The organism is Streptomyces sp. P6-2-1 (assembly GCF_050613165.1).
GTDB lineage: Bacteria > Actinomycetota > Actinomycetes > Streptomycetales > Streptomycetaceae > Streptomyces.
In genome coordinates this window covers 6,554,914-6,567,914 of record NZ_CP192513.1, presented here as the reverse complement: position 1 = coordinate 6,567,914, position 13,001 = coordinate 6,554,914, and the positions used below count along the sequence as shown (strand labels likewise).

General features: G+C 72.4%; 9 protein-coding genes. 4 read left to right on the top strand and 5 right to left on the bottom strand.

All coding sequences use genetic code 11. The annotated features are described in order from the left end of the window. Positions 1 to 95 precede the first annotated feature (95 nt). The 5 genes from ACQYWQ_RS27715 to otnK form a co-directional block, all read right to left on the bottom strand. Positions 96 to 833 carry a DUF427 domain-containing protein gene (locus tag ACQYWQ_RS27715; protein ID WP_431038413.1) on the bottom strand — a complete coding sequence of 246 codons (738 nt, stop codon included), beginning with the start codon at positions 831 to 833 and terminating at the stop codon, positions 96 to 98. A gap of 524 nt (positions 834 to 1,357) precedes the next feature. Next, a complete protein-coding gene (locus ACQYWQ_RS27710) occupies positions 1,358 to 2,773 on the bottom strand; it encodes an NAD(P)(+) transhydrogenase (Re/Si-specific) subunit beta (RefSeq protein WP_431038411.1) in 1,416 nt (471 codons plus the stop codon). Continuing rightward, entirely contained in the window at positions 2,770 to 4,290 is a 1,521-nt protein-coding gene (locus ACQYWQ_RS27705) for a Re/Si-specific NAD(P)(+) transhydrogenase subunit alpha (protein WP_431038410.1), read from the bottom strand. Before ACQYWQ_RS27705 ends, ACQYWQ_RS27710 begins: the two co-directional genes overlap by 4 nt. A gap of 394 nt (positions 4,291 to 4,684) precedes the next feature. Beyond that, positions 4,685 to 5,323: a class II aldolase/adducin family protein gene (locus tag ACQYWQ_RS27700; protein WP_431038408.1), complete on the bottom strand. Its 639-nt coding sequence runs from the start codon at positions 5,321 to 5,323 to the stop codon at positions 4,685 to 4,687. Then, complete coding sequence (otnK, locus tag ACQYWQ_RS27695) at positions 5,320 to 6,663, bottom strand: 3-oxo-tetronate kinase (RefSeq protein WP_431038406.1); 1,344 nt, start codon at positions 6,661 to 6,663, stop codon at positions 5,320 to 5,322. The genes ACQYWQ_RS27700 and otnK overlap by 4 nt, the downstream gene beginning before the upstream one ends. 265 nt (positions 6,664 to 6,928) lie before the next feature. Here otnK and ACQYWQ_RS27690 point away from each other — a divergent pair, with 265 nt between their 5' ends. From ACQYWQ_RS27690 to ACQYWQ_RS27675, 4 genes are all read left to right on the top strand, one after another. Further along, positions 6,929 to 8,344, top strand: coding sequence for a homoserine dehydrogenase (locus ACQYWQ_RS27690; protein ID WP_431038404.1), 1,416 nt, complete (start codon positions 6,929 to 6,931; stop codon positions 8,342 to 8,344). After that, positions 8,341 to 9,699, top strand: coding sequence for a gluconate:H+ symporter (locus ACQYWQ_RS27685; protein ID WP_431038403.1), 1,359 nt, complete (start codon positions 8,341 to 8,343; stop codon positions 9,697 to 9,699). Before ACQYWQ_RS27690 ends, ACQYWQ_RS27685 begins: the two co-directional genes overlap by 4 nt. Before the next feature lie 136 nt (positions 9,700 to 9,835). Then, positions 9,836 to 10,696 (top strand): DeoR/GlpR family DNA-binding transcription regulator, encoded by an 861-nt coding sequence (locus ACQYWQ_RS27680; protein WP_431038401.1) that lies wholly within the window; start codon positions 9,836 to 9,838, stop codon positions 10,694 to 10,696. A 1,211-nt stretch (positions 10,697 to 11,907) separates the two neighbouring features. Then, the gene (locus ACQYWQ_RS27675) at positions 11,908 to 12,750 is read left to right on the top strand and encodes an alpha/beta fold hydrolase (protein ID WP_431038400.1); all 843 of its coding nucleotides are present in this window, start codon (positions 11,908 to 11,910) and stop codon (positions 12,748 to 12,750) included. Positions 12,751 to 13,001: the final 251 nt, after the last annotated feature.

The window sequence follows — 13,001 nt, the reverse complement described above, 5'->3', positions numbered from 1 at the left end:
ACCCCCGGGCCGGAGCAATGCAAAAGCCCCGGCCGCCGTTCGGTGAACGGCGGCCGGGGCCCGGGGGGAGGGAAATATGGATCAGAAAGGGACGGTCACACTTTCACCCCGTCGACGATGTATTCCGCGACAGTCGTGTAGAAGCAGAGATATCCTTTGATGGCCGCGCTCTCCCCGGTCGGGTCCTCGTAGCTCCAGGCGACATCGGTCCTGGGCTCCCCGCCCCCTTCCGGGTTGAACGTCCAGTAGGAGGCGAAGCCCTTGTAGGGGCACCCTGTTCGGGAGTCCGTGGGCGTGAACAGCTCCATTCGGACGTCCTCGGGGGGCAGGTAGAAGCACGTCGCGTGCCCGGTCTCGAAGAGCACCACGGGGCGGTTCGACTCGGCCACGACGGTTCCGTCGATCCGCACCACCACATCGCGGGAACTGCGCAGCGCGTCGACCCGGTGCTGCGGGTCGCGAGGGGTGACGAAGATTTCCTCGTCCTCCTCGTACCAGTGGTCCAGCACCCCGTCGCGCAGGAACCAGTCGAAGGCGATGTGCTCCTCCAGCTCGCTCTCGGGATAGGACCAGGCCGCGTGCGGAACGACGACACCGTCGATGTGCAGGTCGTAGAACTGCTTGCCGGGGTCGGTGGCTCCGTCCGGGGGCGCGGCACCCGGCTTGAGCAGATCCGTCCGCACGTCCTCCTTCGGGAAGGCGTACAGCGGGGCGTACTTGTCGGGGTCCCGCACGAGCACCGGGTGCTTGCTGTCCACAACCGTGACGGACCCCCTGACCCCGCGCACCCAGCGCTCGCTGGGTTCCCAGCTGAGTGACGTGAACTTCGGCATGGTGCCTGGCCTCTCATGGTGGTGACGGGTGGGCTGTCGCTCGTCGCTCGTCGCTCGTCGGGACCGTGCGGCTGCTTCCGCGCTGCCCGTGTCGCCGTGACCGTACGACAGCCGTACAGCTCCGCCGCGGAAGTTCCGCTTCCCGCCCGACGGCGGCCGATCGCGGCCCGTGCGGCGGATTCACATGCTTCCAGTTCCTCCCGCACCGACGCTAGAGGGCACTTTTCTGTGCCTGAGGGAGGAAAAGGTAACCGGGGACCACATCCAGGACGACGTGACCGGCAGGCCGCGGGTCGCGGAGTTCATGCCCGTCCGCTCCTCGCCCCCGCCCCGCCCTCGTCCTTCGGCGCTACGGAGCGGCACGCCGGCGGCGGCGCGAACACCTGCCCCCACCGGACCCCGGTACGGGACGGAGGAAGCTTTCGGCGGGTACGGGCAACGGCCGCGCTCCTTGGCCGCCCGGCAGGCCGTCAGGGCCGCCGCGCGGCCGGGCGGGCGGGCGCGCGGGCGCGGGTCCCGAGGGCTCACAGCTCCCGGAGGATGCCGTCGACCCCTTCCTTCGCGTCCCCGAAGAGCATGGCCGTGTTCTCACGGAAGAAGAGCGGATTCTGCACGCCCGCGTAGCCGGAGGCCATCGACCGTTTGAAGACGATGACCTGCCCGGCCTCCCACACGCGCAGGACGGGCATGCCGGCGAGCGGGCTGTCGGGTTCGTCGGCGGCCGGGTTGACCGTGTCGTTCGCGCCGATGACGAGGACGACGGAGGTCTCGGCGAAGTCGGGGTTGATCTCGTCGAGGTCGAGGACGACGTCATAGGGCACCTTGGCCTCGGCGAGGAGCACGTTCATGTGCCCCGGCAGGCGGCCCGCCACGGGGTGCACCCCGTACCGGACGCGGACACCGCGCTCGCGCAGCCGCTCGGTCAGCGCGGCCACGCCGTACTGCGCCTGCGCGACGGCCATGCCGTAGCCGGGCGTGATGATCACGGACTCCGCGGCGCGCAGGAGCGCGGCCGCGTCGGCTGCCCGGATCTCGCGGTGCTCGCCGTGCTCCGCCGGCGCGCCGCCCACCGCGGGTGCCCCGAAGCCGCCCGCGATGACGGAGAGGAAGGAGCGGTTCATGGCCTTGCACATGACGTACGAGAGGTAGGCGCCCGAGGAGCCGACGAGGGCGCCCGTGATGATGAGGAGGTCGTTCTCCAGGAGGAAGCCGGAGGCGGCCGCTGCCCAGCCCGAGTAGCTGTTGAGCATGGAGACGACGACGGGCATGTCCCCGCCGCCGATCGAGGCGACGAGGTGCCAGCCGAGCAGCAGGGCGAGCGCGGTCGCCGCGATCAGGACGGCGAGGCGGGGATCGGCCACGTACCAGGCGATGAGACCGAGCAGGACGAGCAGGGAACCGAGGTTGTACGCGTTCTTGCCGGGCAGCGCGAGGGGCGCCGAGGCGATACGGGCCGAGAGCTTCAGGAAGGCGACGAGGGACCCCGTGACGGTCACGGCCCCGACACTCACGCCGATGAGCACCTCGGCGTGGTGGATGCCGAGCGTCCCGAGCGCGCTCAGGGCCCGCGCCTCGGCCCCGCCCGGGTGCGCCTCGACCTGGAGGTGCCCGTTCCAGCCCACGAGGACGGCGGCGAGACCGACGAAACTGTGCAGCAGCGCGATGAGTTCGGGCATGGCCGTCATCCCGACCGCGCGCGCCTTGCGCAGCCCGAAAAGCGCACCGAGCGCGGCGGCGGCCACGAGGAGCCCCGTACCACTCGCCTCGATGTCGCGGTCCACGGCCAGCGCCACGGTGGCGAGGAGGGCCAGCGCCATGCCCGCCATGCCGAACCCGTTCCCGGCACGGGCCGTCTCGTGCTTCGAGAGCCCGGCGAGGGCGAGGACGAAGAGGAGCGCGGCGACGATGTAGGCGCCCTGCGCGGCGGTCGCGACGGTCATGACCCGCTCCCGAAGAACATGGCCAGCATCCGGCGGGTGACGGCGAAGCCACCGAAGATGTTGACGCAGGCGAGCAGGATCGCGAGGGCCGAGAGCACCGTGACGGCGGTGTCTCCGTGCCCGATCTGGAGCACCGCGCCCACGACGACGATCCCCGATATCGCGTTGGTGACCGACATGAGCGGGGTGTGCAGCGCGTGGTGGACATTGCCGATGACGTAGAAGCCGACGACGACGGCGAGCGCGAAGACGGTCAGGTGGCCGAGGAACGCGGGCGGCGCGGCGGCCCCGGCGAGCACGAGCAGCGCGGCGGCGAGACCCGCCAGGCCGTAACGGCGCGCGCGCCGGGGCGGTGGCGCGGGAGCGGGGACGGCTGCTTCCGCCGGCCCGGCCGCCACGGGTTTCGCCGATACGGGGACGGGGGGCGGCGGCCAGTGCACCTCGCCCGCGCGGACCACGGCGACGGAGCGCTGCACGATGTCGTCCGTGTCGAGGACGAGCGTGCCGTCCCTGTCCGGTGTGAGGAGGGTGAGGAGGGCGACGAGGTTGTTGGCGTAGAGCCGCGACGCCTGCGCGGGGAGGCGGCCCGCGAGGTCGGTGTACCCGAGGATCACGACGCCCCCGGGGGTCACCACGCGCTCGCCCGGCACGGTGCCTGCCACGTTGCCGCCGCTCGCCGCCGCCATGTCCACGATGACGCTGCCCGGCTTCATGGCGGCCACCGTCTCCGCGGTGACGAGCCGGGGCGCGGGCCGTCCGGGGACGAGCGCGGTCGTGATGACGACATCGGCCCGGGCGCACTCGCGCGCGTACAACTCGGCTTCCCTCGCCCGGTAGTCCGCGCCCATCTCGCGCGCGTACCCGGTCGCCGTCCCCTCCTCGCCCGGCGGGGCGACGGGCAGGTACTCGGCCCCGAGCGAGCGGACCTGCTCGGCGACCTCGGGGCGCGGGTCGGTGGCCCGTACGACGGCGCCCAGGGCGCCCGCCGTGCCGATCGCCGCGAGACCAGCGACCCCCGCTCCCGCCACGAGCACGGTCGCGGGCGGCGTCTTGCCCGCCGCGGTGACCTGCCCGCCGAAGAGCCGCCCGAGCGCGTGCGCCGCCTCGACGACGGCCCGGTACCCGGCGATGTTCGCCATCGAGGAGAGCACGTCGAGCGACTGCGCGCGGGAGATACGGGGCACCGCCTCCATCGCGAGCGCGGTGATCCCGCGTCGGGCGAGTTCCGTGAGGCGCTCGGGCGCGTGCGCGGGGTCGAGGAGGCCGACGAGTGTCGCCCCGGGGCGCAGCCTGTCCAACGGCGGTGTCCGCACGGCGAGTACGACATCGGCCGCGTGCGCCGCCCCGGTGCGGGCGCCCGCCTCCGCGTAGGCCTCGTCGGCGAACCCCGCCCGCTCCCCCGCCCCGGGCTCGACCACCACCTCGTAGCCCAACTCCCGCAGCCGGGTGACGGATTCGGGTGTGGCCGCGACCCGGTCCTCCCCCGCCCCCGCCTCCCGCACGACACCGATCAGCACGACGACTCCCCCTTCCGCTGCGCGTCGCACCGCCGCCCGGGCCTGCCGGACGCGGCGTCCTCACGGTGCCCCATCCGCGGCCCGCGCGCCATACCCCCGCCGTCACGGAGGCCCCAACTCCCTTGTTCCGCACCGCCGTCGGTGCCCGTCGGGCGGGCCGGAGCGGTGATCGGCGAGCGGGGCGGTGTCACGGGCGCCGTGCCGGGGCCGGCGTGGCGCGGCGGTGTCAGGGTGCCGCGCCGGGGCCGGCGTGGCGCGGCGTGAGGCGCGGGTGCCCCCGGCGCACGTGCGCCCGGCGGCGCGAGGAGCACGCGCCGCGGTCCGGGGCACACGTGTGCTCGTACGGGTCCGCGTCCCGGAGCCAAGGCGCCCCGTCCCCGGGGCACGTCCGTCCTCAGCTCTCCCAGGGCGACCCGTAGCGGCGGGCCAGTTCCCCGGCCTCCCCCGCGGTCAGCGCGCGTGCGGCGCGCGTGCCCAGCGAGAGGAGGAGCCCGGCGGTCTCCTCCAGTTCCACGACCGTCTCGACGGCTGCCCGCACACTCGTGCCCGCCACGACGGGACCGTGGTTCTGGAGCAGCGCCGCACGGAAGGGGAAGGGCAGTCGCCGCATCCGCTCGGCCTGCTCACGGTCCCCGGGAGGGGCGTAGGGCAGCAGCGGTGTCTGGCCCACGCGCATCACGAAGTAGGGGGTCAGGGGCGGCAGGGCGCTCTTGTCCGACCAGGGTTCGAGGCAGGAGACCCCGGTCGCCTGCCGGGAGTGGAGGTGCACCACGGCCCGGGCCCGCGCGTCGCGCCGGTAGAAGGCCGTGTGGAGCGGGAACTCCTTCGAGGGGCGGGGGCCCGAGATCAGAGCGCCGTCCAGATCGAGGACGGCGAGGGCCTCGGGGTCGATCAGCGACAGGTCGGTGCCCGTGGGGGTGATGTAGACGCGGTCCCCTTCCCGGACGCTGAGGTTGCCGGAGGAACCCGGGCTCAGCCCGAGTGCCGCGAGGTGGGCGCCTGCCGCCGCGAGCGCGGCCCGCTGGGACGTCATACGAGGGTGCTCCATGCTTCTGTGAAGATCTCGGCGCTGCCGAAGTTGCCCGACTTCAGGGCCAGGTCCACGTCGTGCTCCCGGCCGTCCACGCGGCTGCGCGCGCTGGCCCAGGTGACACCGGGGGCGATCGGCGCCCCGATCGACAGGGCGCGCACCGACAGGGCGGTCACCACCGCGCCCGAGGTCTCGCCGCCGGCCACCAGGACTCTGCGCGCGCCCGCGCCGACGAGGCGCTCCGCGCAGGCGGCGAGCGTCTTCTCCACCAGCGCGGAGGCGGGGATGCCTTCGGGTCCCGTGTCACCGGCGCCCGTCTCCAGGTCCGCCAGGTCGTCCACCGCGTAGATCAGGGGCGGCCGTTCGGTGGACTCCTCCCAGCAGGACCGGGCGAAGGCGACGAGGTCCGCCACGGCCGCGTCGAAGTCGCCGCGCAGCGCGTCCAGGTCGAGCTTGCGGTACGGCAGCCTGGCGCGTGCGTGGGCCACCTGCGCCCGGGTCGCCGAGCTGGCGCTCCCGGAGAGGATCACCGCCGGGTCGCCCGGCCGGGAGGCGGCCGGGGCTCTCGCCGTGTCCGGTTCGGGTCCCGCCGTCCCGGCGGTGGCCCGCGGGCCCCGGAGCCCGACGGCGAGACCTGCGGCGCCGGTGACCAGCGGGGCATCAGCGGTCGCCGCGGCGATCGTGCCCAGATCCTCCTCGGTGACGGCGTCGACCACGACGAGCGCGCCGGACAGCTCAGGCGCGGCCAGGGCGGCCCGCAGGGCCGCCGGGCCCTCCCGGACCGTGTCCAGTGCGGCCAGGGCGACGGGACGGCGGGTCTGCGGCCGCAGGAGGCGGGCCACGTCGGAGTCCCGCATGGGGGTGAGCGGGTGGTGCCTCATCGGGCTGTGCTCAAGGAGTTCGTCGTGGACGTACAGGAGCCCGGCCGCCACGGTGCGTCCCGTGGCAGGGAAGGACGGGACGACGACGGTGGGCCCCTCCGCCCCGAGGGCGTCGAGGAGGGCGTCCGTCACAGGACCGATGTTTCCCCGGGGTGTCGAGTCGAAGGTGGAGCAGTATTTGAAGTAGAAGCGTGCGCACCCGGCGGCCCGCAGGCCCTTCCAGGCGGCCAGCGAGTCCGCCACGGCCTCGGCGACGGGGGCCGAACGCGATTTGAGGGCCACCACCACGGCGTCCGCTTCCCGCACCGCGCGGGCGACCGCGTCCTCCCCACCGCCCGCGGGGGACGGGACGAGGGGCGCGGGACCGACCGCCACCACCGTCCGGAAGCCGCGCGCCACCAGCGTGGTGGCGAGGTCCGTCGCTCCGGTGAAGTCGTCGGCGATGGCTCCGAGGGTCGGCATCGGGGCTCCTTGCGTGGGCGGGCACGGGCTGTTCCGGGGCGCCTCTTCATCAGGAGAGACACCCAGAAGGCGTGATGTGAAAATATGTTACCAGTCTTTACGTTCATGGGATCTCTTGATACATGTTGTTCATCAGCTCGTCTGTGACGCCCGCGAACGCCCGTCCTTGCCTGACGTGGTCGTGCCCAGGGGCCACAGGGGGCAGAGCCATCGCGCTCCGCGCCGACTACGCCGTGTACGAGCGCGAACATCGAGGAGAATCCCTATGAACCTGCGCCATCTGTTCGCCGACGGCAGCGACCGGACCGTGCGCTACGCACTGTCCGGTGCCGGTGGCGGCTTCGCGAGGACACTGCTGTCCCAGACCCTTCGTGTCGACCGGCTGGTCCCCGCCGTGTTGTGCGACCGGGAGGTGGCGCGGCTGCGGGACATGCTGACCGGGCTGGGCTACGCGCGGGACACGCTGCGGGTGTGCGCGGACGAGGCCGAGGTCGCAGCGGCGGGTCGCGAGGGTGCCATCGCCCTCGTCGCGGACGGAGCGCTCCTCGGTGCCGGTGAGTGGGACATCCTGGTGGAGGCGACCGGGAGTCCGGCGCACGGCTTCGGCATGGCGCGCGCGGCACTGGCGTCGAAGCGCCACGTCGCGATGGTCAGCAAGGAGGTCGACTCGGTCGCGGGGCTCAGGCTCGCGGACCTGGCCGAGGAGAACGGCGTCATCTACACGACGGCGGACGGGGATCAGCCGGCCAACCTGATCGGCCTGATCACCTGGGCCGAGCTGCTCGGCCTGGACATCGTGGCCGTGGGCAAGTCGAGCGAGTACGACCTCGTACTGGACCCCTCGGCCGGGACCGTCACCCAGCTCGACACCACCGTGGCGGCCCCCGGGCTGAACGGCCTGCTGGAGCTGGGCGAGGACGTGCCCGCCACGCTGGCGGCGCGCGCGGAGGCCGTGTCCGCGCTGCCGGTCGGCGCGACCGCCGACTACTGCGAGATGGCGGTCGTCGCCACCAGCACCGGCTTCCGTCCCGACACGGAGCTGCTGCACTACCCCGTGGCGCGCATCGCGGAACTGGCCGACATCTACGCGCCGCGCGAGGACGGCGGAGTCCTGGCCCGCCCCGGTGCCGTCGACGTCTTCCGGGCGCTGCGGCTGCCGGGCGAGGCGTCCTTCGCCGGTGGCGTGTTCGTGGTGGTGCGCACCACCGACCCCGAGACCTGGGAGACGCTGCGGGGCAAGGGCCACGTGCTCAGCCGTGACGGCCGGTACGCGGCGATCTACCTGCCGTACCACCTCATGGGCGTCGAGACCCCCGTATCGCTCCTCTCGGCCGTCCTGCACCACCGCCCCTCCGGCGGCACCGACCCGCGGGCCCACGCCGTCCTCGCGGGGCGTGCCCGGCGCGACCTGCCCGCCGGCACCGTCCTGGACATGGGCGGGCACCACCACGACGTCGCAGGGGTGCGGGCGGTCCTGCTGCGGGACGAGGACGCTCCCGCCGGTGTCGCCCCCCTCTACCTCGCCGCCCACACCACTCTCGCGAGGGACGTGCGGGCCGGTGAGCTGATCGCCATCGCGGACCTCGCGGACCCCGAGACGGAACTTCTCACCGCCTGGACCGAGGGACTGGCCGCCCGGTCCACGCGCACCGGCACGACGACCACGGTGGCACTGCCATGAGCACGGATCTGCAACACCTCCTTCTCGGGGCGGCGGCCGTCGTCGTCCTCATCCTGCTGATCACCAAGGCCAAGCTGCACCCCTTCCTCGCGCTGATGCTCTCCGCGCTGGGGCTCGGGCTCGCGGCCGGTATCGGCCCCGCCGACACCGTCGGGCACTTCCAGGACGGGTTCGGGGACGCGCTCAAGAGCACGGGCCCCACCATCGGGCTCGGCACCATCCTGGGCGGCATCCTGCTCGGTTCCGGCGGTGCCGACCGCATCGCCACCGCCTTCATCGGCTCCCGCCCCGTGAAGTGGGTGCCCACGGCGATCACCGCCGCTGCCCTGCTGATCGGGATGCCGCACCTGTTCGACGTCAGCTTCGTCATGCTCGTACCGCTGGTGTACGCGGTCGCCAAGCGGACCAGGAGCCACCTGCTGTACGTCGGGCTGCCGATGGCGGCCGGGCTCTACATCTCGCACGGGCTGCTGCCCCCGCACCCCTCCCCCACGCTCGCCGTCTCCGCGTACCACGCGAGCACCGGGCTGACGATCATGTACGGCCTGATCATCGGCATCCCGATCGCCGTCGTCAGCGGTCCGTTGCTCACCAAGGTCGCCGGTCGCTGGTTCGGCCCGGCCCCGGACCTGGACAGGGGCCCGGTGCCGGAGCCGGACCCGGCGCCGGAGAACCGTCGTCGGCCGGCCTCGTTCCCGCTCGCACTGGTCACCGTGCTGCTGCCCCCCGTACTCATGCTGATAGGCACCGTCGGGACCTCCAACACCCGCGAGGGCACCGCTCCGTACGCGTTCTTCGAGGCGTGCGACTCCTCGGTGATCTCGCTGCTGGTCGCGGTGATCTTCGCCTTCTTCGCGCTGGGCCTGCGCTCCGGCTTCGGCCTGGGCCAGCTCCAGAAGATGGCGGGCAAGGGGCTGGGACCGGTCGGCGGAATCGTGCTCATCCTGGGCGCGGGCGGCGGCCTCAAGGCCATGCTCACCGCCACCGGCATCGACAAGCTCATCTCCGACTACGCGGTCCACTGGTCGATCCCGCCGCTCGTCCTGGCCTGGCTCGTCGCCGCGCTGTTGCGCGTCTGCCTCGGCTCCGCCACGGTCGCCGTCGCGGCGGCCACCGGTATCGTCGCTCCGCTCATCGGCGCCTACCCGGGGCTCTCCCCGGAACTCCTGGTACTCGCCACCGCCTCCGGCGCGGTGATGCTGTCCCACGTCAACGACTCCGGTTTCTGGCTCTTCAAGGAGTACTTCCAGCTGACCGTGGCGCAGACCTTCCGCACCTGGACGCTCATGCTCTCCCTCCAGTCGCTCCTGAGCCTGGGCGGCGTCCTGCTCCTGAGCACCTTCGTGGGCGGCTGAGGGACCCGGGGACGGGCTCCTCCCCTCACCGCGAGAACCCCGTGCCGCCTCGTCCGGGCCCGGCAGCCCGGACGAGGCGGCACAATCGATCAGGACCGGCACAGGCCGGGTCCGGACGACAGGAGGAAAGAACAGCATGGCCGAAGAGGCAGCCCCGTCCCTGATCCCGGATCAACGACGCGAACTGCTGGTGCGGCACCTGCGCCGGGAGGGTGTCCTCAGCGTCCAGCAGATCACCCAGCTCTTCGGTGTCTCCCACATGACGGTCCGCCGCGACATCGCGGAACTGGAGCGTCAGGGGCTCGTGTTCTCGGTCCCCGGCGGGGTCCGGATCGCCAGCCCGGTGCAGACCGAGCCCAGCTACCGGGCCAAGACCACCGTCGAGCGACCGCAGAAGCAGGCCATGTCGGCCCGTGCCGCCGAACTCGTCCAGGACGGGATGACCGTCTACCTGGACGCCGGCACCACCCTGTCGGCGATGGTGCCGCTTCTCGCGCGTCGCGCTTCGCTCACGGTGGTGACCAACGACTTCACCACCGCCGGTCTCCTCATGGACTCCCCGCACATCGACGTCATCCATGTCGGAGGCAGGGTCGAGCCCGCGAACCGCTCCAGCGTCGGCCGCCTCGCCGCCCGGACCCTGCGTCAGCTCGCCCTCGATCTGGCCTTCATCAGCACCAGCTCCTGGGACCTGCTGCGGGGCGTGACCACTCCTTCCGAACTCAAGGTGGAGGTCAAGCTGGCCGCGATGGAGTGCGCGGGCGGCTCCGTGCTCGTGGCGGGTTCCTCGAAGTACGGCACCTTCGGCAAGTACCGTGTCGCCCCCCTCACCTCGTTCGACGTCGTCATCACCGACGAGGACCTGGCGGAGGCCGCCGCCGAGGGCATCCGGGCCGGTGGCACCGAGCTTCTGCTGGTCCGTCCGGAGGAGCCGCAGCCGTCGGCCGGCCTCGTGGGCGGAGCCGCCGAACGGCCGTCCGCCGAGCAGAGCGCCTGACCGGGCTCCGTGCCCTTCCTTCCGCTCTCCGCGACGCCTGGCTTCGGGGGGGGCGGGACGTACGGGGAAGAGCGGGCTGTTGCGGTACGGACCGTTCGCGGACCAGGGTGCTCACCTGTCCCCGTCGCATCGCTGCGCCGACGCGGCGGAGCCCGGGATCGCCTGCTCGTCGAGCGCTCGTATTCGTACGCCACGGGGCCCCTCGGCGGACGGCTCCCGGGCGCCGAGGGAACCCGACCCGATCGGGCGGTTGTCGCGCCTGCGCTCCGTCTCCCAAGCCGCCTCTTCGGCCGAAGGCAGCGTGACGGGCCTCCCGCCGCTGCCGGGGACGGCCGTGCGAGCGGCTGATACCCGCCTGGCCCGGCGCTGATCGTCGCGGCCCTCCCGGCGCACGGTACGGGCGCCCCGGCGGGACGCCACCGGGTCCGGCGCGGCGACGCCGACTCCCCTCCACCCCACCACTCGCGGTCGCTGGGCGCAGACGTCGCCGAGGTTCCCGCAGGAGGCGTCTCGACCGCTTGCCCGCGACCGCCGAAGTCCCCTCGCGCCTGACGAGACCTCCGGGCCACGTCGAGTATGTCGGCGTCGCGCGACAGAACGCTCGCTTCGTGGAGTGCGGCGACCTCTCCGGGGGAAACCAGCCTCCCCAGGCCCGGTCGCGGCACCATGACGGACGAGATCTCGCCGTCGTCGTCGCCCGTGCGACCACGGCTGGACACATCTCCCCCTCCGCCGCCGGGCGAGCTGACCGTGAGCGCGACCATCAGGGGCGCGGGTAGTGAGAGCCACGTGCTCGGGGGACTTCGCGTCGCCTCGCTCGGGGGGCGACACGTCGCTGTGCCCTCGGACATCCCTCACGAGGCCGACGACCGGGTGGGGCTCCCCCGTGCGGGATTCCCCGATCAACGTCGACCGAGCGCTCCTCACGATGACTTCTCTCTCGCCCGGAAAGATCGTTTCCCGCCGCCACGGCTGCCGCCGGGACCACCCATGTCAATCACCCTGAGTGACCATTCCACGGAGAAGCGCACGCTCCGTCGACCGGACGCCCTCGCTTGACTTTATAGATGATGGTCATCATCATTAATCGCGGAGGCGGTCGCCAGTCGCCAGTCGCCGGTCGCCGGTCGCCAGTAGCCCCAGGGACACGCTCGGCCACCGAAGCCGATCGGGAGCCGTCCCGCCAAGATCCACATCCGAGAGGAAACGTCATGTCTTTGTCGCATGTCACCGCGCCGACCCAGTACGTGGAGGTCGACGGCGTCAGCTACGCCTACCGGCGCTGGGGCAACAAGGGCGGGACGCCACTGTTCTTCGTCCAGCACTTCCGCGGCGGCCTGGACCACTGGGACCCGCTGATGACGGACGGCCTCGCCGAAGGGCGCGAGGTGATCCTCTTCAACGGCCGCGGCGTAGGCGGTTCTTCGGGCACCCCGCGGCGCCGCTTCGAGGACATGGCGGACGACATCGCCGCCGTCATCAAGGCGCTCGACCTCCCCGTGGTGGACCTGCTGGGCTTCTCGATCGGGGGCTTCCAGGCACAGGAAGTGGTGCTGCGCCACCCTCAGCTCGTCCGCAAGCTGCTCCTGCTGGGCACGGGCCCGCGCAGCGGCGACACGACGATCGACCCCGAGATGGTGCCGGTGGCCACGAAGCCGGTGCACGACGAGGACGACTTCGTGTTCCTCTTCTTCGGCCGGTCCGAAGCGGCGAAGAAGGCCGGGCGCGACTTCTGGAAGCGCCGCCACCAGCGCACCGTCGACGTCGACCCGCTCAGCTCGCCCGAGGTGGCGGAGGCCCAGTGGGAGGCGTACCTGGCCTACATGGAGCCTCCGGCGGAGGGTGGGCCCTTCGAGCACCTGAAGGCCATCACGATCCCGACCCTCGTCGTCAACGGGAACAGGGACATCATGATCGCCACGGTCAACTCGTTCCACCTGGGCCAGAACATCCCGGACTCGCAGGTGATCCTCTACCCGGACTCCGGCCACGGCGCGCACTTCCAGTACCCGGAGCGGTTCCTGAAGCACGCCATCCAGTTCCTGAACGAGTGAACAGGCCGCAAGCCGCGCTTCGAGGTGAAGGGCGACGCTGAACAGGTCCGGGCGACAACGGGCGGGGCGGCAGCGTCCCGCCGCCCGGACCGGGTGCTCCGGGGCGCGTGAGACACGCGCCCCGGAGCACCCGCTGCGCGTTCCACCACCTCACCTCACCCGCACCCGCACCCGCACCCGCTCAGCCATATAGATGATTGCTGTAATCTAGGGCCGGTCCGGCGGATCGGTCACACCGCACCCAGCCGGTA